The sequence below is a fragment of the Salinigranum rubrum genome (assembly GCF_002906575.1).
Taxonomy (GTDB): domain Archaea; phylum Halobacteriota; class Halobacteria; order Halobacteriales; family Haloferacaceae; genus Salinigranum; species Salinigranum rubrum.
In genome coordinates, this window is sequence record NZ_CP026309.1 from 1970407 (window position 1) to 1990705 (window position 20299).

Here is a 20299-nt window from a genome sequence, read left to right on the forward strand (position 1 = left end):
TGTCACCGCGGCAGCTAATCGTCAGGGCGCGCCGACGACCACGAGCGTGCTCTCTCGCGGTCCGTTCTCGAGTTGTCGGGACGACGCTGGCGCGACGCGGACGGCGTCGCCGGGGTCCAGTGGCACCTCGTCGCCGTCGACGTGGAGCGTCGCCTCGCCCGAGACGAGGTAGTACACCTCCTCGTGGTCGCCGTCGGCGTGGTCGTGTTCCTTTCCGGTCCAGTTCGGTTCACACTCGACGACGGAAAAGCCGAGGTTCTCACAGCCGAGGGCGTCGCGGAGGAAGTACATGCTGTCCGCGACCGGGTCGACGTCGCGGTGGTTGACCTTCGTGTAGGACATGCGCGAGAGAGAAGACGGGCCGCAGGTAAGTATGTGCGGGGCGACCGAGACGGGAACTTCGAACCGTACCAGACACTCCGCTCCGAGAGGACGTGGGGACACGACTAAACCACCGACTGACATCTACCGGGCATGCGCCGAGGAGAGACCCCCAATCGGGGGACGTTTCTCGTGGGAGTCGCCGCCGCGACGCTCGTGGGTGTCTCGGTCGCGACCGGTGTGAGCGCCACGGCCGTCGCCGCCCCTCCACTCGCCGAGACCACCTCGTCGGTCGAAACCGCCGATGCCACGCGACCGACGCCCGCCGACCAGACGAAGGGCGAGACGCCGCCGAACGTCAGTTCGACCCTCCATCGACTGGTCGACGCGGACGACCGCGAGGCGTTCGCGTCGGCACACGGCATCGACCTGCGGGACGGGCGGGTCGTCGTCGTCGTCGAACTCCGTGGCCGCTCGACGCTTCCCGACGGGTACGACGCCACGGTCCAACAGACCGCGACGGTGGGCGGCGAGACGTTCGTCCAGGCGTGGGTCCCCGTCGACCGTGTCGTCCCGCTCGCCGAAGAGCCAGGAGTGGCGTACGTCAGGCTTCCCGACCGGGCCGACGCGAGCGGGTCGGCGTCGGCCAGCGCTCCCTCGAAGGGTGAGCGGACGGCTGCGCCGGACGCTCGGTCGACTGCGCGGGAGACGGACGCGCGAGAGGCAGAGTCCCGACCGACGACGCGGAACACGGACGTCCTCGTCGTCGTCGTCGCCGTCGTGGTGGCGGTTGTCGCGGTCGGCCTCTACGGGAGGGTGCGTCGATGACGTCGCACTCGTCCCGGTTCGCCGTTTCGTGTCTGACACTCGTCGTCGTCTTCGCCGGCGTCATCGCCGCGGCGCCCGGACTCGGGGCGGCAGAGGCGGTTCAGGACGCGAAGACGCCGGTCGGCACGCCCGGTTCTGAAGACGGACCGGGCGGGAACGCGACTGTCGCCGAAGCGCCCGGACCGCCCTCGAAGTCGTCACAGTCGCTCCGTGACGAGCGCGTCACGGGGTCGGTCGCGTCCGCGGGAGCGTCGGCATCCGCACAAGCGTCGGCGCCCGCCGAGGAGCGAGTCCGGGTCGTCGTCGAACTGGACGGGGAGCACCCGACGGCGTACCGCGAACGGCTCCGCACGCACGGCGCCCGAATCGAGGTGGAACACGACACGCTCGTTCAGGTCAGACTCCCGACGGCGAACGTCACGACGGTCGAGGCGCTCCCGTGGGTCCAGCGGGTGCGGCGACCCGCCCAGCCGACACCGACCGTCGTCAGCGAGGGCGTCTCCGTCGTCGACGCCGACACGGTTCACGCCGCGGGCGTCTCCGGCGACGGGGTCCGGGTGGGCGTCGTCGACCTGGGCTTCGACCCGTCGGCCACCGAGATACGCGACAACGTCGTCGCCTCGCGGTCGTTCAGGGCGACCCAGCCCGGAGCGAACGACCGCTCTCACGGGACGGCCGTGTCCGAACTGGTCGTCGACACCGCACCGAACGCCAGCCTCTACCTCGCGACGGTCGACACCGACGTGGAGTTCGCCGCCGCCGTGTCGTGGCTCCGTGCGAACGACGTCGACGTCATCACCGCTTCGGTGAACTGGGTGAACCAGCCGTACGACGGGACCGGCTTCGTCTCGCAGGTCGCCGACGAAGCCGTCGCCGACGGAATCGTCTGGACGAACTCGGCGGGGAACTACGCGCGTCGCCACTGGGAATCCGAGTACAGAAACACGGACGGCGACCGATGGATCGAGTTCGCTCCGGGCGACGAGCGGAACTACCTGAACGACGGTCGACCGTTCGACGGGCGCGTCGGCGTGAGCCTCAGCTGGAACGACTGGCCGCAGTCGGACAACGACTACGACCTGTTCCTCTACCGCGACGTGCCGCCGTACGGTTCCCGCTCACAGGGCGAGGACGTTCTCGTCGCCCGGTCGACTCGCGCACAGACCGGCTTCCAGCGCCCGACGGAGTTCGTCGGCCCGACGGTCGAACGCGGCGTCTACTACGTGACGGTCGCGAACTACGACGCCGACGGGAGTCACGTCCTCGAACTGTACACCCGCGACGCGGCCGGGTCGCTCGAACACGAGACGCCCGAGAGCAGTCTGGCCGCGCCCGCAACCGCGCACGACGTCGTCGCCGTCGGCGCGTTCGACTGGCTCGGCGGCGGCGTCGAACCGTTCAGTTCCCGGGGGCCGACGAACGACGGTCGGCGAGGGATCGACGTCGTCGCGCCGGACCGGGTCTCGACGAGTCGGTACTTCTCGTTCGCCGGCACCTCCGCCGCCGCACCCCACGTCGCCGGCGTGAGCGCGCTCGTCCGCGAGCGGAAACCGGGCGCGTCGCCCCGGGAGGTGGAACGACGGCTCCAGGAGGGAGCCGTCGACGTCGGCCCCGTGGGGCCGGATACGACGAGCGGGTACGGTCGACTGAACGCGACCCGGGCGGTGTTCGGCCAGGGTGACCTCGGTGTCATCGGCGTCGGCGAGACGCGGCGGAGCGTCCTCGACCCGCAGGACCCGTTCGCACCCGCGTTCCGCGGCACCCACGAACGCGTCGCGCTGTCGGGCGTCGAGGGCGTCCGCGTCGACATCGAGATGCGGTCGACGGAGCGGGGAGGGGACCCGTACCTCTTCCTCCTCGCGCCGAACGGGAGCGTCGTCGCACAGGACGACGACGGCGGGGCCGGACTGAACGCGAGCCTCGTCCACACGTTCGCCCACACCGGCCGGTACACCGTCGTCGCGGCGGGATTCGGGGAACGGGACACGTTCCCGTACGAACTGTCGGTGGTCGAACGACCCGAGCCGACGGCCGTCTCGCTGGAACTCTCCGCGGAGACGACGACCGTCGAGACGGGAGAGCCCGTCACGTTCACCGTCGTCCGTGCGGACACCGGTGCGCCGGTGAACGCCACGCTCCTGCGCGACGGTGGACAGACCATCGCGGGAACGGACGGCACAGCCGTCGTCCGATTCGACCGACCGGGGACCTACCGGGTGACGGCGACGGCCCCGCCGACGGCGACCGAGCGGTTCATCGACAGCGAGGTGACGGTCACCGTCGAGGCCGCGGACCCCGACCCGCCACGGTTCGAGGTCGGCCCGCTGTCGACCCCCGAGACGGTCCAGCGGGGCGACCACGTCCGGGTGGCGGCGACGGTCACGAACACCGGTGAGCGCGCGGGCACACAGACGGTCTGGGCCGGCGTCGACCAAGACGGTGACGGGACCCTCGACCCGGTCGTCCACGAGACCGTCGAACTCGATTCCGAGGAAACGTACTCGGTCTCCCGTCCGGTGTTGATTCCGCGGTACCTCTCGCCGGGGACGTACACGGTCGGCGTGTGGACGGAGAACGAAACGGTGACGACGACGGTGCGAGTGGAAGAATAGCCGGTGCCGAACGGAGGGTCCGAGCGGCCGGTTAGAACGAGTTCTTGATGCGTTCGAAGAAGCCCTCCTTGACCTCGACTTCGTCGCCGCCGGCCTCGGCGAACTTCTCCAGCGCCCGGCGCTGCTCCTTGTTGAGGTCGTCGGGCGTGACGACCTGCACTTGGACGTAGAGGTCGCCGTACCGCTGGCGGCCGCGTCGACTCCGCTGGTCGAGTTTGGGCATCCCCTTCCGCTTCAGGCGGAACGTCTCGCCGCTTTGGGTCCCCTCGGGGACGTCCATCTCGACGCTGCCTTCGAGCGTGGGCACCTCGACGCTCGCTCCGAACACCGCCTGCGGGAACGAGATGGCGAACTGGTGGTAGAGGTCGTCGCCGTCGCGCTCGAAGTCGGGGTGGTCGCGGATGGCGACGTCGATGAGCAGGTCGCCGTTCGGCCCGCCGTTCTCCCCGGGCGCGCCCTCGCCGTTCATCCGGAGGGTCTGTCCCTCTCTGATGCCCGCGGGGATGTCGACCGTGAGTTCGGCCTCGCGGCGCACCTGCCCGACGCCGCCACACTCCGAGCACTCCTCGGAGTAGAGTTCGCCCTCGCCCCCACAGCGCCGACACGTCTGTGTCTGCTGGACCCTCCCGAAGGGGGTCTGGCTCACCTGTGTGGTCTGCCCCTGGCCGTTACACTCCGGACAGGTGTTCACGTCGGCGTCGGGGGGTGGCCCGCGCCGTCGCACACGTCACAGCGTTCGGGCCGGGTGATGGTGAACTGCTTGGAGACGCCCTCGTACGCCTCTTCGAGGTCGAGCGTGATGCTCGTCCGGATGTTCTTCCCCTGGCGGGGGCCGTTCTGTCGTCCACCGCCACCGCCGCCGAAGAACTGGTTGAAGATGTCCTCGAAGCCACCCATGCCACCGCCGCCGCCCATGCCGCCGAACGGGTCGCCGCCTCGTCCTCCACCGCCGCCCACGCCGCCTTGCTTCTGGGCCTGCTGGAAGCGCTCGTGGCCGAGTTGGTCGTACATCTGGCGCTTCTCCTCGTCGGTGAGGACCTCCTTCGCCTTCTGGACCTTCTTGAACTTCTCCTCGGCGTCTGGGTCGTCGCTCACGTCGGGGTGGTACTCCGAGGCCTTCTTCCGGTAGGCTTTCTTGATCTCGTCGTTCGAGGCGTCGCGCGACACCCCGAGTACGTCGTAGAAGTCCTCGCTCATCCGTTAGAAGGCCATTCACGACCGAACTACTTGAAAAACGCGCCTTCGCCGTGAGCAGGCGATTCGACGGATCGAACTTCGGGCATGGTGAGTGGAGTCGATCTACTGGTTGGACACTGTGTTCAGCATCTGTTCGACAGCGGAGGGGGAGGCGACGCAGACGACCGCCCGTGCCCCGATGCGGTTCACCTGTTCTCGCCGACGGACTCGACGACGCACCTCCAACACGCTTCGAGACGCACACTCGCTGTACGACACGACGTCTTGGCCCCGCACACCACTGTCTCACTCGTGACCGAGACACACGCTTTCTGTCACCACTCGTCTTCGTCTTTATCTACGTCTGAAAAATAAAAAATCAGAGATTTCCGATGGGCAGGCGAGAGCGACTACTCGTCTTCGTCGTCGTCGACGTCCTCGAAGTCGGCGTCGACGTACTCGTCGTCGTCGGCGTCGGGGCCGTCGCCGGCACCGCCCATGCCGCCGGGACCGGCGCCGCCCATGCCACCGGGACCGGCGCCGCCCATTCCGGCGCCGCCCGCGGCCTGCTGCTGGGCCTGCTGTTCGTACATCTGCTTGCCGATCTCTTGGAGCGCCTCGGCGAGGTCTTCCATGGCGTCTTCGATGTCGTCGGTGGCGGCTTCGAGGTCGTCGGCCTCCTCGTTCTCCGCTAGGACTTCCTCGAGGTTCTCGACCTCCTCCTCGATGTCCTCGCGGAGGTCGTCGGAGACGCTGTCCTCGTTCTCCTCCAACAACGTCTCGGCGCGCTGGACGGTGCTTTCGGCCTCGTTGCGGGTCTCGACGAACTCGCGGCGGATCTTGTCCTCCTCGGCGTGTTCTTCGGCCTCGCTCTGCATCTGCTCGATCTGTTCGTCGGAGAGGCCGGCGCCGCCCTCGATGGTGATGTCCTCCTTGTTGCCGGAGCCTTTGTCCTCGGCGGAGACGTTGACGATACCGTTCTCGTCGATGTTGAACGACACCTCGATCTGCGGCGTCCCCGCGGGTGCGGGCGGGATACCCGTCAACTGGAACTCTCCCAGGAGTTCGTTCTTCTCGGCGATTTCGCGCTCGCCCTGGAACACGCGGACCTGGACGCGAGTCTGACTATCCGCCGCCGTGGTGAATATCTTCGACTCCTCGGTGGGGATGGTGGTGTTCTTGTCGATGAGGCGCTCGAACAGCCCACCCTTCACCTCGATACCGAGCGACAGCGGCGTCACGTCGAGGAGGACGATGTCGTCGACGTCTCCGGACAGAACGCCGCCCTGGATGGCCGCGCCGAGCGCGACGGCCTCGTCGGGGTTGACGCTCTTCTTCGGTTCGACACCGAGTATCTCTTCGACCTGTTCTCTGACCTGGGGCATCCGGGTCGACCCCCCAACCAAGATGACCTCGTCGATGTCGTCTTTCGAGTAGCCGGCGTCCTCCAGCGCCTGCTTCGTCGGACCGACCGTGCGCTCGATGAGGTCCGAGGTGAGCGACTCGAACTTCGCCCGCGAGAGCTTCTGTTCGAGGTGGACCGGTCCCGAGTCGGTGGCCGTGATAAAGGGAAGGTTGATCGTCGTCTCCTTTCGGCTACTCAGCTCGATCTTCGCCTCCTCCGCGGCGTCCTTCAGCCGCTGGAGCGCCTGACGGTCCTCGCGGAGGTCGATACCGTGGTCGTTCTTGAACTCGGTGGCGAGGTGGTCGATGACCGCCTCGTCCCAGTCGTCTCCTCCAAGAGCGTTGTCGCCGTTCGTGGCGACGACCTCGTAGACTCCCCCTCCTAAATCGAGGATAGAGACGTCGAACGTGCCGCCGCCGAGGTCGTACACCAACACGGTCTGGTCGGAGTCGTCGTCGAGGCCGTACGCCATCGACGCCGCGGTTGGCTCGTTGATGATACGCTCGACCTCGAATCCGGCAATCTCGCCGGCGTCCTTCGTCGCCTGGCGCTGGCGGTCGTTGAAGTACGCGGGAACCGTGATGACGGCCTTCTCGACGTCGTCGCCGAGATACTCCTCGGCGTCGCGCTTGATCTTCTGGAGGATCATCGCCGAGATCTGCTCGGGCGTGTACTCGTCGTCTCCGATCTCGACGGTGTAGTCCGTCTCCCCCATGTGCCGCTTGATCGAGCGGATCGTGCGGTCGGGGTTCTGGATGGCCTGGTTCTTGGCGGGTTTGCCGATGAGTCGTTCGCCGTCTTCGGAAAAGGCGACGACGGAGGGTGTCGTGCGGTCTCCTTCGGCGTTCACGATGATCTCGGGGTCGCCACCTTCCATCACCGCGAAGGCGCTGTTGGTGGTACCGAGGTCGATACCGAGAATCTTGTTGCTCGCCATCTTGGGTTCAACTATCGGCTTGCGTCGGTTAAAGGTTACTAGATTCGACTCCCTCTCGGAACAGATGAGGGCTCCGCTGTCATGCGATTTACTCGCGTGCCGACGGTCGAGAGCCGCGGGACTTATCACGAACCGCACGCCCAACGATGGGCGAGTCGACGACGGCCCTGCGAGCCCTCGCACGAACCCCTCTCGGCCGCGGCGTTCGTCGTCGGACGCACCGCGAGGGCGAACGGCGACTGAGGCATCCGGGGAGGGCCGATCAGGACGTGGAAAGATCGGTTGAGAGGTCGATCAGGGCCTGGGAAGGTTGGTAGGAGGACTGGCTGGGACCCGGGGAGGCGTGGTTGGCGGGGGCTGACCGGGACTCGGGGAAGGGTAGTCAGGGAGGGCTGGTCGGTGACCTACTCCGCGTCGCCCTCGCCGGCACTCACCGTCACCTGCGCGGGCCGAATGACCTTCTCGGCCATCTCGTACCCCGGCTGGTAGAGGTCGACGACGGTTCCTTCCGGCTGTTCGGAGTCGACGCGGAGCATCACCTCGTGGCGGTGCGGGTCGACTTCGTCGCCCGGTTGCGGCTCGATGGCGGTGACGTTCTCGGCGTCGAGCACGCGGTCGAGTTCGGCGAGCGTCGACTCCACTCCCGGTCGGATGTCCGCACCCTCCTCCTGGTCGAGCGCCCTGACGAGGTTGTCCCGGACGGGGACGAGGCGCTCGACGAGGTCCTCGGTCGCGCGGGCGGTGACCTGTTCTTGTTTCTTCTTCATCCGCTTCTTGTAGTTCTGGAAGTCCGCCTGCTTCCGGGTCAGCTTCGACCGGGCGTCGTCGAGCGCGTCCTCGAGTTCGGCGACCCGTGCCTCCAACTCGGCCACCTCCTCGGCGAGTTCGTCGTCCACTTCGGCCACCTCGCCGGCGAGTCCCGTCTCCGTCGACGCTTCCGTCTCGCCCGCTGTGGCGTCGCCGGTGGCCTCGGTCGCTCCGTCCGTCTCCGGCGGGACCGACTCGCCGTTGACCGCAGGACCCGATTCGACGTTCTCGGCGGCGTGTTCGGCGTCCACGTCGGCGTCGATGTCGGCGTCGTCGCTCATGTCTGCACGAAGTGACCGACGAGGCTTAAGGCTGTAGAAACGACCCGACAGTTCTCACCGCGGGCTCCCCTCCTTACTGGTACATCCCGAGCGGCCGCGCCTGACTGCTCTCCTCGCCCGCGTCCTGCATCCGCTTCGCGAGTCGTTCCTTCGCCGCTCTGATCTCCTCGGCCCGTTCGACGAGGCTGTCCGTCTCGACGTCGACGTCCGCCAGCGGCTCGATGCCGTCCCTGATGAGGACCTGCGCGGCCGCCGGGTCGGGGAAGCGCGGGTCAGACTCCACGACGAGTCCGACGGCGTCCCGGCCGTGTTCGACCGCGTCGTTCAACAGCGCACCCGTCGGTCCCGAGACGAGTCCCGTCTCGGAGGGCGTCTCGATACCAACCGCGTCGAGCCGTTCGATGCCGTCGCCGACGCCGACGCCGTACATCGCCGGTACCGTCTCGGACTTCTCCCGACCGATGCCCGAGAGGTAGATCGGGAACACCCGGTCGTCATCGAACCAGTCGCCGATACAGTCGGCGAACTCCTGGGCCGCCGCCGGCGAGATGGGAACGTCGCTCTGGAGGACGAGCAGGTTCGTCCCGGGGTCGGCGTACAGTCGGACGGGCGGGTGGAGCGTTGCATCCCCTTGCTGGTAGACGGCGACCTTCGGGAGCGTCTCGCAGTGGACGTTCGCGTAGTGGACCATCCCCAGTTCCTCGACGAGGTGGTCGGCCGCAATCTTCCCGACGAGTCCGACCCCGGGCAGCCCTTCGACCATCGCCGGCGCGTCGAGTTCGACGGACGCGAGGACGTCGACGTGTGCCATGAGTAGGTGTAAACGGGGGAGGCGGATAACGCTACGGGCGACGGGTGAGAGACGCGCGGCGAGTGTATCGGTGGTCGTCGGCGAGGGAGCCGGTGAACACGTCTCTCTGGGGTCGTCGGGGGAGTCGGTGAACGCAGGACTCCCGCGTGTGTCGCGCGCTCGCTGTCTCGTCGCTGAGTCTCCCGACGGTCCCGTGAACCGCTCCCAAACCGAGACGAGTCACCACACGCCGAACACGTTCGTCGGCCGCTCCTCCGCTGGCTCCTCACTCCGAAACCCACAAACGCGCACCCGTCGAAGCCGGCGTATGACTCCGCCCGTTCGACCCGCACTCGTCTCTCGACGCGGGAGGTCCCTCTCGTGACAGAGACCCAGAACCCTCTGGACAGATACGAACCGCTCGTCGACGACCGCGAGGCGTTTCGCGCGGCCTGCGAGCGGCCGCTCCCCTACGCCGTCCGGGTCAACACCATCAAAGCCGACCGCGAGCGGGTGTGCACCGCCTTCGACGAGGAGGGCGTCCCCTACACCCCGACGGACTGGAACCCCGACCTCCTCACGCTGGAGGGGAAGGCCGGGCGGACCTGGCCGTACTTCCTCGGATGGGTCCACGGCCAGGAGGTCGTCTCCGCGCTCCCGGCGACGGTGCTCGACCCCCAGCCCGGCGAACGGGTGTGGGACGCCTGCGCCGCCCCGGGTTCGAAGACGACGCAACTCGCCGCGCTCATGCAGGACAGGGGAACGCTCGTCGGCAACGACAACAACCTCGGGCGGCTCTCAGCCCTCAGACACAACGCCGAACGCCTGGGCGTGACGAACCTCGTCGTCACGAACCAGGACGCGCGGAACTTCTCGCTCAAGCCCCTGGCGTTCGAGGCGTTCGACCGCGCTATCGTCGACGCGCCCTGCTCCTGCGAGGGGACGTGTCGGAAGAACCCCACGGCACTAGAGGACTGGACGCTCGACCACGTCCGGCAGGTCGCCGGAATTCAAAAGGGAATCCTCAAGCGCGCGGTGCAGGCCACGCGCGAAGGGGGCACGGTCGTCTACTCCACCTGCACGTTCGCGCCGGAGGAGAACGAGGCCGTCCTCGACCACGTCCTCGGCGAGGAACCGTGCCGACTCGTCGAATACGAGGTGGGGCTGGAGACGTCGCCGGGCGTCACCGAGTGGGAGGGCGAGGAGTTCCACCCGTCGGTCGAGAAGGCACACCGAGTCTACCCCCACCAGAACGACACGGGCGGCTTCTTCTGTGCGAAACTGGAGGTGACCGGATGAGCGAGAACGGGGCGGACAGAGAGAACGACGGTCAGCGGTTCGACCGCCTCCCCGAGACGCCCGCCGACCGCGTCGTTCCCGGACGGGCGTCCCGCGAGGAGGTGCTCGACTGGTGGGACGACCGATTCGGCGTCTCCCCGGAGACGTTCGACGAGTTCTCCTTCTGGGAGAAGGGTGCCGGAAAGCTCTGGGTGTTCGCGGGCGAGTCGCCGTCGACGACCGACGTCGAAGGACTCGGCATGACGTTCCTCCGGACGCGCCAGGAACACTGGAAGCCGACGACGGTCGCGGCTCAGCGGTTTGGTCACCGGGCAACGAAGAACGTCGTCGACCTCCGACCCACAGAAGCGGCGCGCTTTGCCGCCGGCGACGACCAGGAACTCGACTGGGACGGCGACTGGGGCTATCTCATCGCCACCCGGGAAGTCGCCGGGGAGCGCGCCCCGCTCGGCGTGGGGCTGTACCTCCACGGCGAACTCCGGTCGGTCGTTCCGAAGGGCACGCAGGAGGACCTGCCGGAGTAGCCCGACGCGGACTCCGCATCCCCTCACTCCTTCTTTCGAAGCACGCCGCCGCTCAGCCCCTCCCACTCGACGCGGTACCCCAGTCGCGAGAGGGTCGCGCTCGTGTCTTCGAGCCCCACGCCGCCGAGTACGGCCTCCGCGTCGGCGAGCGACATCCCCGCCTCGACGTCCTCCCGTACGCGGTCGAGCACCGCGGGACGGACGAGCGTCCGACCCACGCGCTCGTGGTCGGGGAACGTCACAGACGAGAGCGCCTCTTCGCTCACTCCTCGGTTCTCTGCGAGCGCCGCGAGCGACACCACGTCGTCCTCGGGAACCAGTTCCGCGGGGAGCGACGCTGCGGCCGCCGCCACCAGTTCCTGCTCGTACTCGCGGAGCACGTCGACGACGTCCTTCACCCGGACGTGGCCGGAGTACGGAACGACACGGTGGTCACGCGCCGTGACCTCCTCGCCGACGCCGAGCGACTCGTCGACCGCGACGAGGAGTTCGACGTCCTCGACCTCCGCTAGCTGTGTGAGCTTCTTCTCGACGTAGTCGGGCGTCCAGAATCCCATGATCTCGAAGTAAACGCGGAACCCCTCCGGGTTCGAATCGAACTCGGTCGCCTCGGCCGACCCTGCGGGCCGGTAGTCGAACGCGAAGTCCGGGATCATCACCCGATTCCCGGTCGCCAGCGCCTCCGGCTCTCTCGTGACCTCCCAGTCGAGTTCCAGACCCCGAAAGCGCGCGGCGAAGTCGGCTTCGACGCCGCTGTCGAACGTCGGTTCGGCGAGTGGTTCGTCGGCGGGGAGCGTGAGGTCGGAATCGGACAGCGAGAGCGTCCGCTCGGTGCCGCGGTCGTCGATGGTCGCGTCGAGTCGCCACTCGGGTGCCTTCACCAGCGTTCGGAGCAGGCGGGCGAACGCCGTCCCGTACCGCCGGGTCCGACGGAAGAGCGCGTCGGGGCCGGTGACGACGACTTCCCGCTCGCCGTCGACTCGTCTGATCTCGTACATCAGTCGGAGGCGCTTGACCGCCGAGACGAGCGCCCGCGGGTCCGACGACCTGACCCGTACTTCGGTCGCGTCGAACAGCGCGGTCTGTGCGAGCGAGAGGTTGTACCGGTCGAGGAGGTCGTCGGGGTCCCACGGGGAGTCGAACCGGGTCAGCACCTGGTTCACCTCGCGGTCGGCGTACAACGACGCTTCGACCGCTCCGACCGTCGACCCGAGCGAATCGGCGGCCCGCGCGAGCGCGCGCTGTCGCTCCTCCTCGCTCGCGACGCCGACGGCCTCGCTCGCCTCGAACGCCGCTCGGCGCGCGCGCTCGGGGGGCAGCGCCGAGCGCGTCTCGAACGTCGCCTCCCTGTCGAGGAGAGCCGCGAAGCCGCGGACGAGTTTGAAGTCCTCGACCTCCCGTTCTACCCCTTCGAGGGCTGTCTCCAGCGTCGTACGTGTTTCGCCGACGTGGTCGCGGTAGACGCCGAGCACGCGCGCGGCGAGCGGGCGCTCCTCCCGGTCGACGAACTCCGGGCGGTAGCCGCCACCTCGTCGGGAGACGCGGAGGAGGTCCTTCGTGAGCACGCGTCGTGAGAGGTGGCTGAGTGACAAAAGGGCGTGGGACCGCGTTCGGGTGCGATGGAGCGGTTACCGACGACCAGTCACGACCGACGTGAGCCGACGCCCCGTCAGCGCCGTGACACGGTCACTCGACCGACTCGACGCCGGTTATCTCGAACCGCACTCCGTCGTCGCTTCCGTCGGTGACGGCGACGTCCCACCCGTGCGCCTCGGCGATGTCGGCGACGATGCTCAGCCCGAGGCCGGTCCCCCGGTCGGCGGTCGAGTATCCGCGCTCGAACACCCGGTCGCGCTCCGTGGGAGGGATTCCGGGGCCGTCGTCCTCGACGTAGAAGCCGTCTGTGAGGTCGCCGACGGTGACGTGGATAACGTCCCCGTCGAAGACGCTGCGGTCGGACGCCGACTGACGCGCCGCAGGGTCGTGTCCGTGTCCCTGTCCGTGCTCACGGCCGTGTTCGACGGCGTTCGTCACGAGGTTCTCCAGCAGGTGGCGCACGCGGGTCTCGTCCGCCAGGACGACCCGGTCGGTCTCGACTGCGAGCGCACACCCGTCGGTCTCGATGTCTCGCCAGCACCGCTCGGTGAGGTCGGCGAGCGCGACGGGTTCGGCCTCGACGTCGGCCGTCTGCTCGCGCGCCAGTCGCAGGAGGTCTTCGACCAGCGTCTGCATCCGGTCGTGCGCGTCCGCGACGGTGTCGAGTCGGTCGCTGTCACACTCCTCGCGCGCCAGTTCGAGCGCACCCACTGCCACGCTCAGCGGGTTGCGGATGTCGTGAGAGGCGACGCTGACGAACTCGTCGAGTCGTTCGTTCCGGCGTTCGAGTTCGTGTTCGCGCCGCTTCAGGCGCGTGATGTCGGTCGCCAACCCGACGAGCTTCTGCGGGTCGCCGTTCGGACCCGCGTGGACGTACGCCTCGGAACGAATCCAGCGGACCGGGCCGGCGTCGGGGTGCGTCCGGTACTCGTATTCGACGCGGTCGTCCGGCGTGGTCCGAAACGTCTCCCGCGCGTGGACGATGTCGTCGCGGTCGTCGGGATGGATCGCCCGTTCGTAGAACGACTCGGTCGTCGGCACCTCGCTCGACGGGAAGCCGTACAACCGTGCGAACGGACCGTGTCTCGTCTGCCGCCCGGTCGCGATGTCGACCTCGTAGATGACCGAGTCGGTGGCGTCGAGCGCGAACTCCATCCGGTCGCGAACCGTCTCCAACTTCAGCTGGTACGCCTTCCGGTCCGTGACGTCGCGGACGGTCCCGACCGTGTGGACCCCGGCCTCGCTCGGAAAGACGGAGAACCGGAACTCACAGTGAATCGGGCCGTCATCGACTCGACGGAGCGGCGCCTCGACGGTCCCGACCGTGTCGCTGCCGGTGACGAGCGCCTCCCGAGCCTCCCGGCCCGCGGCCGTCGTCTCGGTGTCGACGACGCGCGACAGCGTCGACCCGACGAGTTCCTCGCGCGACCGCCCCGTCAGGTCGGCCATCGCCCGGTTGACGAAGACGAACCGCAGGTCGTCGTCGAGGACGTACACGCCCTCGTCGATGGTCTCGACGATTCGCTCGTAGCGGGCCAACTCCCGGTCGCTCTCGTAGCGGTGAACGGCGTTCTCGATCCGGTTCGCGAGGATGGTGTACTGCTCCCCGTTCCCTCGTTTCTGGAGGTAGTCGGTCACGCCGGCGGAGATGGCCTGGCTCGCGATTTCCTCGCTCCCCTTCGCCGTAAACAGGATGAACGGGAGTTCGGGGTGTCGCTTTCGGACCGCGTCGAGAAAGTCGAGGCCGGTCCAGTCGGGCATGTCGTAGTCGGAGACGACGCAGTCGATTCTCTCCTCGGGGTCGTCGACGAGTGCGAGTCCCCGCTCGGCGCTGGTGGTCGTGACGACATCGAACGACTCGCCCTCCCGGGTGAGAAACTCGGACGCCATCTCCACGAACGCCCGCTCGTCGTCCACGTGAAGCACGCGGATACGGTCCGGTCGCATACTCAGCCCTCCATCGGTCGATACGTCCCTCTCACCGACGACGGGTATAGCTGTTGCCACGTGACACGGGGAGCACCGGCGACTCCCGTCTCCCGCGGGCTACCCCCGCCGTCGTGCGGCGACGTTCTCCTCCGTCGTCTCCTCGGTGACGACCTCGTACAGGAGCGCCCGTCGGCCGTCGGATTTGGGGCGGAGTATTCGTCCGAGTCGCTGGGTGAACTCCCGTTCCGAACCCGACCCCGAGAGGACGACGGCGACGTTCGCGTCGGGGACGTCGACCCCCTCGTCGAGGACGTTCGCGGTCACCACCCGCGAGTAGGTGCCCTCCCGGAACCGCTCCAGTATCTGCCGGCGCTCCGCGGCCCCGGTCTCGTTCGTGACCGCCGGGAGGAGAAAGCGCTCGGAGAGGCGGTAGACCAGGTCGGTGTGGGCGGTGAAGACGATGACGCGGTCGTCGCGGTGGCGGTCGAGGATGGACGCGAGCGAGTCCACCTTCGCGTCGGCGTTCATCATCACCCGGCGGGCGCGCTGCTTCGCCAGGAGCGCCTCGCGGGCGCGGGGGTCGTTCCCCGACCGCATCACCAGTTTCTGGTAGTCCGCGCCCGAGCGCATGTCGAGGTTCGAAGTTCGAAGGTAGTCGACGAACGTCTCCTGCGCCGCGTCGTACCGGCGACGCTCCTCGTCCGAGAGAGCGACCTCGATTCGTTTGATGTCGTAGTCGGCCAGGTGCTCGCCGGCGAGGTCGTCGACGTCGAGCGCGTAGACGCGCGGGCCGACGAGTTCTTCGATCGCTCGGTGAGCGCCGTCGGGTCGCTCGAACGTCGCCGTGAGTCCGAGGCGGGCGGGGGCGGCGAGGAGGCGGGCGATGTCCTGGTAGCCCTCCCCTCCGAGGTGGTGGACCTCGTCGAAGACGACGAGGCCGAACTGGTCGCCGACGTCGTCGGCGCGGAGGTACGCCGAGTCGTACGTCGAGACCGTGACGCTTTCCTGACGTTGCTCGCCGCCGCCGAACTGCCCGACCTCGACGTCGAACTCGGCTTCGAGTTCGCGCCGCCACTGCTCTAGGAGGTCGATAGTCGGGACGACGACGAGCGTCGGTCGATCCAAAGAGACCATCGCGGCGATGGCGACGACAGTCTTGCCCGCACCGGTCGGGAGTTCGACGACGCCTCGCCTGTTCGCTCGCTGCCAGGCGTCGAGGGCGTCGCGCTGGTACTCGCGGAGGTCGTACGTCGTCGAGAGCGAGAGAGCGGGCCACGAGCCGACGCGGTCGTCGTAAGCGTCGTCTCGGCTGTCGAGGACGTCCCTCAGCGCGCTGTAGCGGAACGCGGGGGCGCGTCCGGTTCCCGAGCGGGGGTCTGTTTCGAGGAACGGGAGCGAGAGACCGGCGGGCGGGTCGTCGACGCGAATCGTCCCGTTCTCGAACGAGAGCGTGGTCACTGCGCGAGGGTAGTCGGGGGAGACCTAAAAGCGTCGTCGCTGTCGAACGAGAGCATCGTCGCTGCCGAACGAAGTGGTGTTCGGTAGCTGCGTGGTGGTGGGCGAACGAACGGGACGAGCGGTACGGAACGAGACTGCGCCCGTGCACTCACATCGTTCCGTTCACACATAGCCGCGGACACCAACTCCGATGACAACGACCGAAACGGACCACACCACACCCATAGCTATAGAAGGAAAGGACCAACACGACGGCCGTCGAGAGTGAGGGTATGACCGACGAACTCGAAGACGACACACCAGGAGACGACCAACCCTCGGACGAACCGCCCGAGGCGGTCAGGGAGTTCATCGACGCCGCCGAACAGATATACTACGAGTACAACGAGGGCTACCTCGACCCCGACGCCGCGCTCTCGCGTCTCGGCGACCACGTCGCCGAACTCCGAGACACCTACGAGGAGTAGTCGTCTCTCTCACGGAGTTCCGTCCGACGGATCTTCCCCGTCACGGTCTTCGGGAGGTCGTCGACGAACTCTATCTCCCGGGGGTACTCGTGGGCCGCCAGGTCCTCTTTGACCCGCGCCTGGATGTCCGCCTTCAGGTCCTCGCTCGGCTCGTGTCCCTCCGTGAGCACCACGTACGCCTTCACGATGTTCCCGCGCTCCTCGTCCGGTTTGGGGACGACAGCCGACTCGGCGACGGCGGGGTGTTCGCCGAGCGCGCTCTCGACCTCGAACGGACCGATGCGATAGCCGGAGGAGATGATGACGTCGTCGGCGCGTCCCTCGAACCAGAAGTAGCCGTCCTCGTCTCTGTACCCCAGGTCGCCCGAGAGATACCAGTCGTTGACGAAACACTCCGCGGTCTGCTCGGGCTTCTCCCAGTACTCCGCGAAGAAACACGGGAAGTCGCCGCGCTCGGCGATGACGCCCGTCTCGCCCGCGTCGAGCGGTTCGCCCGTCTCGGGGTCGACCACGTCGGCGGTCACGCCCGGGAGCGGCTTACCCATGCTTCCGGGACGGACCTCCATCGCGGGGTAGTTGTTGATGACCATGTTGCCCGTCTCGGTCTGCCCGTAGGTGTCGAGGACGGTCACGCCGAGTCGCTCGCGGCCCCACTCGACGACGCCCGCGCTGAGCGGTTCGCCGATGGAGAGCGCGTGGCGGAGGTCGAGCGACGCGCCCTTCAGGACTTCCTCGTTCGCGCGGAGCATCCGGAACACCGTCGGCACCGAGAAGAACACCGTGATCGGGTACTCGTCGAGCAGTGAGGCCCACGTCTCGGGGTCGAACTCGCCCTCGTAGGTGAAGAGCGTCGCCCCCCAGAACCACGCCCCGAGGGTGTTGATGGGGCCGGTGAGCCACCCCAGGTCGCCCGTGCTCCAGTAGAGGTCCCCCTCCTGGAGGTCGACGCTGTACTTCTGCGTCGCGGCGACGCCGGCCACCCAGCGGTGCTTGTGGAGGACCCCCTTCGCCAGGCCGGTCGTCCCGCTGGTGTAGTACAGGAGCGCGTCGTCCTCGCCGCCGGTCTCCGCGACGTCGTACTCCCGAGACGCGTCCTCGACGGCGGCGTGGTAACTGACGTCGCCCCGTCTGAGACCGGTCCCGTCGTCGCTGACGACGACCACGTGTTCGACCGAAGGTACGTCTTCGAGCGCCCGGGCGACCGTCTCGCGGTTTTCGGCGGTGGTGAACACCACCTTCGCGTCGCAGTCGTTCAGGCGGTACGAGATGCCGTCGGGGCCGAACCGCTCGTTCGCGCTCCCCCACACGGCCCCGCGTTTTAACGCCCCGACCATCGCCACGTAGTGTTCGGGAATCCGCGGCATGTACGAGAAGACGCGGTCGCCCCGCTCGACCAGGTCGTCGAGGACGTTCGCCACCCGGTTCGACCGCTCCGAGAGTTCCCAGTAGGTGAGCGTCTCCCGCTCGCCGTCGGTCCCGGCGTAGTACAGCGCCACCCGCGAGCGGTCGGTCGCGTGGCGGTCGACCGTCTCGTGGGCGATGTTCAGTCGTTCGGGCGCGTCCCAGTCCGCCGCCGCGTACACGTCGCCCCACTCGAACGACTCGTAGACGTCCTCGTAGTCCGAGAGGTTGTGCTGTGTGGACATCCCGCGCGTAGTTCTCGGCCCCGGAGTATTGTTGTTTCGGCGTCACGTCTGTCCCCCGCGCGTCCGGACAGTGACACGCCGACCCGGTTCACGTCTCGGCCGTCTCCGCCGTGTCCGGCAACGGCTCGACCCGGAAGACGTAGCCCGCGAAGGCGTCGTCGAGACGGGTCGGCCCCTCCTCGGCGGTGTGTTCCGGGCACAGGGCGGCCGTCGCCTCGACCGGACCGTGCCCGGTGTCTTCGAGGTACCGTTCGAGGACGAGGAACGCCGCGGGTTCGTCACAGCCGCGCCGGTGACAGCGCTGGGGAACCTCGGCGGCCCCCTCAGCCGCTTCGGCGTCCCCCTCGCTCGGCGGTTCGGGCTCGGGTTCGTCTCGGCGCTGTCGGGCCTGCTCTATCTCCCGCTCCCGCTGGCGGCGTGCCTCGTTTCGCGCCTGCTCCTCTCGTCCGCGCTTCGTGTCCGCCATACACTACCCCAGGCGTGTTACCACATAACACTAGGGTGTCGGGCGGTCCGAGAGATGGGGTCAGTCCCCGATGAGTCCGCGGATGCGCTCGACGTACTCGGCGAAGGCGGCGTCGGTCCGGTGTCTGGGACGAGCGAGGTCGACCGAGACGACGTCGCGGACGCGGCCGGGGTTCGCCTCCATCACGACGACGCGGTCCGCGAGCGTTACCGCCTCCTCGACGTCGTGGGTGACGAACAGCACCGTTTTCCGGGTTTCGGCCCACACCTCCAGCAACGCCTCGTGGAGCATGTCGCGCGTCTGTGCGTCGACGCTCCCGAACGGTTCGTCCATCAGGAGGAGTTCGGGGTCGACCGCGAGCGCCCGCGCGATGCCGACGCGCTGTTTCATCCCCCGGAGAGCTCCTTGGGGTAGGCGTCGGCGAAGCCCGAGAGGCCGACGAGGTCGATCATCTCCGCGACCCGCCGCTCGCGCTCTTTGCCCTCGACACCCTGCTCTTCGAGGCCGAACGCGACGTTCGCTCTCACGGTGCGCCACGGGAAGAGGCCGTACTCCTGGAACACCATTCCCCTGTCGGTCCCGGGCCCGGTGACCCGCTCGCCATCGAGGCGGACCTCCCCCGCGGTCGGCTCTTCGAGTCCGGCGATGAGTCGGAAGAGCGTGGTCTTTCCACAGCCCGAGGGGCCGACGATGCAGACGAACTCGCCGGTGCCGACCGAGAACTCTACTCCGGAAAGCGCCTGGACGGTCTGGCGGTCGGAGTCGTACCGTTTCCCCAGGCCGTCGACGACGACCTTCTCGCGCTCGCCCGACGGGCCGCCGCCGTCACGCGTCGTCGCCGCGTTCGAGCCCCCACCGGCCTCCGCATCCGCGTCCGCGCTCGCGTCCACGTCCGTGTCGCTCATCGAGTCCCCATCTAGGCGCGCCATTCGAGAACCCTCCGTTCCACGCGTCGGAAGAGCCCGTCGCTCGCGAGGAAGACGACGCTGATGACGAGCATGTACGCCACGGAGACGTCCATCTGGAGGTTCTGCGCCGCGTTGATGATCTGGAAACCGACGCCCGGCGCGCCGAACAGTTCGGCGGCGACGACGATCATCCAGCACTGCCCGATGCTCGTCCGGATACCGGTCATGATCGACGGCGACGCCGCCGGGACGACGACCTTCCGAACCATCCCCAGGTCGGAGTCGACACCGAGCGAACTGGCGACCTCCTTCAGGTGCCGTGGGACGCCCTCGACGCCGGAGTAGGCGTTGTAGAAGTTGATCCAGAACGCCCCGATGCCGACGATGAACGCCGCGCCGCTGTGGTTGATGCCGATCCAGACGATGGCGAACGCGATCCACGCCAACGGCGGGATCGGTCTGAGGACGCGGGTGACCGGCGTCAGCGCGTCGTCGAGCGTCTCGTTCCACCCCATCGCGATGCCGAGCGAGATGCCGAGCGTCGACCCGACGACGAGGCCCGGGAGGTAGTGAAAGAGGCTCTGGACGAGTTTCGCGACCATCCGCGTCGCGGGCAGTTCGACGCCGAAGCCGAGCGCCAGCGTCTCGGCGGCCGTCAACTCCCTCAGGAACGCGCTCGCGACGGCCAGCGGGGTGGGGAGGAGGTACGCCCGCCCGATGGCGAGCGCCGCCGCCTGCCACGCGAGGAGGAAGCCGGCCGTCCCGACGGCACCGAGGACGAACCGCCGCGCGTCGACGCTCTCCAGCAGGGGTGCGGACTCCGCCTCGCTCGTGGTTTCGACCGCCATC

Annotated in this window: 15 protein-coding genes and 2 pseudogenes; 5 read left to right on the forward strand and 12 right to left on the reverse strand. The window is 68.1% G+C overall.

Annotated features, from left to right (window positions below):
* Positions 1–21 precede the first annotated feature (21 nt).
* A complete protein-coding gene (locus C2R22_RS09700) occupies positions 22–342 on the reverse strand; it encodes a cupin domain-containing protein (RefSeq protein WP_103425576.1) in 321 nt (106 codons plus the stop codon).
* 132 nt (positions 343–474) lie between these two features.
* On the opposite strand from C2R22_RS09700, the gene C2R22_RS09705 reads away from it, so the two are divergent.
* Entirely contained in the window at positions 475–1149 is a 675-nt protein-coding gene (locus C2R22_RS09705) for a hypothetical protein (RefSeq protein WP_103425577.1), read from the forward strand.
* Entirely contained in the window at positions 1146–3761 is a 2616-nt protein-coding gene (locus C2R22_RS26930; protein ID WP_162562442.1) for a S8 family serine peptidase, read from the forward strand. The genes C2R22_RS09705 and C2R22_RS26930 overlap by 4 nt, the downstream gene beginning before the upstream one ends.
* A 31-nt stretch (positions 3762–3792) precedes the next feature.
* Here C2R22_RS26930 and dnaJ read toward each other — a convergent pair.
* From dnaJ to C2R22_RS09730, 4 genes and pseudogenes are all read right to left on the reverse strand, one after another.
* Positions 3793–4958, reverse strand: a pseudogene (gene dnaJ, locus C2R22_RS09715) (molecular chaperone DnaJ).
* Positions 4959–5347: 389 nt separating this feature from the next.
* Positions 5348–7279, reverse strand: coding sequence for a molecular chaperone DnaK (dnaK, locus tag C2R22_RS09720; RefSeq protein ID WP_103425578.1), 1932 nt, complete (start codon positions 7277–7279; stop codon positions 5348–5350).
* 404 nt (positions 7280–7683) lie between these two features.
* The gene (locus tag C2R22_RS09725; protein ID WP_103425579.1) at positions 7684–8367 is read right to left on the reverse strand and encodes a nucleotide exchange factor GrpE; all 684 of its coding nucleotides are present in this window, start codon (positions 8365–8367) and stop codon (positions 7684–7686) included.
* Between the two features lie 73 nt (positions 8368–8440).
* On the reverse strand, positions 8441–9178 hold the full coding sequence (locus C2R22_RS09730) for a proteasome assembly chaperone family protein (RefSeq protein ID WP_103425580.1): 738 nt from the start codon (positions 9176–9178) through the stop codon (positions 8441–8443).
* Positions 9179–9538: 360 nt separating this feature from the next.
* Between C2R22_RS09730 and C2R22_RS09735 the strand changes: the two genes are divergently transcribed.
* A complete protein-coding gene (locus tag C2R22_RS09735) occupies positions 9539–10456 on the forward strand; it encodes an RsmB/NOP family class I SAM-dependent RNA methyltransferase (protein ID WP_103425581.1) in 918 nt (305 codons plus the stop codon).
* Positions 10453–10980: a DUF7122 family protein gene (locus C2R22_RS09740; protein ID WP_103425582.1), complete on the forward strand. Its 528-nt coding sequence runs from the start codon at positions 10453–10455 to the stop codon at positions 10978–10980. The genes C2R22_RS09735 and C2R22_RS09740 overlap by 4 nt, the downstream gene beginning before the upstream one ends.
* A gap of 23 nt (positions 10981–11003) precedes the next feature.
* Here the strand turns inward: C2R22_RS09740 and C2R22_RS09745 are convergent, their stop codons facing one another.
* The 3 genes from C2R22_RS09745 to C2R22_RS09755 form a co-directional block, all read right to left on the reverse strand.
* Positions 11004–12545: a DUF790 family protein gene (locus C2R22_RS09745; RefSeq protein WP_103425583.1), complete on the reverse strand. Its 1542-nt coding sequence runs from the start codon at positions 12543–12545 to the stop codon at positions 11004–11006.
* Between the two features lie 121 nt (positions 12546–12666).
* A complete protein-coding gene (locus C2R22_RS09750) occupies positions 12667–14523 on the reverse strand; it encodes a hybrid sensor histidine kinase/response regulator (protein WP_103425584.1) in 1857 nt (618 codons plus the stop codon).
* A 99-nt stretch (positions 14524–14622) separates the two neighbouring features.
* Positions 14623–15963, reverse strand: a complete 1341-nt coding sequence (locus C2R22_RS09755; RefSeq protein WP_103425585.1) for a DEAD/DEAH box helicase family protein — start codon at positions 15961–15963, stop codon at positions 14623–14625.
* A gap of 272 nt (positions 15964–16235) precedes the next feature.
* Here C2R22_RS09755 and C2R22_RS09760 point away from each other — a divergent pair, with 272 nt between their 5' ends.
* A complete protein-coding gene (locus tag C2R22_RS09760; protein WP_103425586.1) occupies positions 16236–16430 on the forward strand; it encodes a hypothetical protein in 195 nt (64 codons plus the stop codon).
* On the opposite strand, the gene C2R22_RS09765 is transcribed toward C2R22_RS09760, so the two are convergent.
* The 4 genes and pseudogenes from C2R22_RS09765 to C2R22_RS09780 all read right to left on the reverse strand — a co-directional run bounded on the left by C2R22_RS09765 (position 16418) and on the right by C2R22_RS09780 (position 20298).
* Positions 16418–18076 carry an acyl-CoA synthetase gene (locus C2R22_RS09765; protein ID WP_103425587.1) on the reverse strand — a complete coding sequence of 553 codons (1659 nt, stop codon included), beginning with the start codon at positions 18074–18076 and terminating at the stop codon, positions 16418–16420. The genes C2R22_RS09760 and C2R22_RS09765 overlap by 13 nt on opposite strands.
* 88 nt (positions 18077–18164) lie before the next feature.
* A complete protein-coding gene (locus C2R22_RS09770; RefSeq protein ID WP_103425588.1) occupies positions 18165–18542 on the reverse strand; it encodes a hypothetical protein in 378 nt (125 codons plus the stop codon).
* A 60-nt stretch (positions 18543–18602) separates the two neighbouring features.
* Positions 18603–19447: pseudogene (locus C2R22_RS09775) on the reverse strand (ABC transporter ATP-binding protein).
* Between the two features lie 11 nt (positions 19448–19458).
* A complete protein-coding gene (locus tag C2R22_RS09780) occupies positions 19459–20298 on the reverse strand; it encodes an ABC transporter permease (RefSeq protein WP_103425589.1) in 840 nt (279 codons plus the stop codon).
* Position 20299 lies beyond the last annotated feature (1 nt).

Bases quoted from the DNA above. Each gene is read 5' to 3' on its own strand.
- C2R22_RS09700 (WP_103425576.1), bottom strand. From the start codon at position 342: ATGTCCTACACGAAGGTCAACCACCGCGACGTCGACCCGGTCGCGGAC.
- C2R22_RS09705 (WP_103425577.1), top strand. From the start codon at position 475: ATGCGCCGAGGAGAGACCCCCAATCGGGGGACGTTTCTCGTGGGAGTC.
- C2R22_RS26930 (WP_162562442.1), top strand. From the start codon at position 1,146: ATGACGTCGCACTCGTCCCGGTTCGCCGTTTCGTGTCTGACACTCGTC.
- dnaK (WP_103425578.1), bottom strand. From the start codon at position 7,279: ATGGCGAGCAACAAGATTCTCGGTATCGACCTCGGTACCACCAACAGC.
- C2R22_RS09725 (WP_103425579.1), bottom strand. From the start codon at position 8,367: ATGAGCGACGACGCCGACATCGACGCCGACGTGGACGCCGAACACGCC.
- C2R22_RS09730 (WP_103425580.1), bottom strand. From the start codon at position 9,178: ATGGCACACGTCGACGTCCTCGCGTCCGTCGAACTCGACGCGCCGGCG.
- C2R22_RS09740 (WP_103425582.1), top strand. From the start codon at position 10,453: ATGAGCGAGAACGGGGCGGACAGAGAGAACGACGGTCAGCGGTTCGAC.
- C2R22_RS09750 (WP_103425584.1), bottom strand. From the start codon at position 14,523: ATGCGACCGGACCGTATCCGCGTGCTTCACGTGGACGACGAGCGGGCG.
- C2R22_RS09760 (WP_103425586.1), top strand. From the start codon at position 16,236: ATGACCGACGAACTCGAAGACGACACACCAGGAGACGACCAACCCTCG.
- C2R22_RS09765 (WP_103425587.1), bottom strand. From the start codon at position 18,076: ATGTCCACACAGCACAACCTCTCGGACTACGAGGACGTCTACGAGTCG.
- C2R22_RS09770 (WP_103425588.1), bottom strand. From the start codon at position 18,542: ATGGCGGACACGAAGCGCGGACGAGAGGAGCAGGCGCGAAACGAGGCA.
- C2R22_RS09780 (WP_103425589.1), bottom strand. From the start codon at position 20,298: ATGGCGGTCGAAACCACGAGCGAGGCGGAGTCCGCACCCCTGCTGGAG.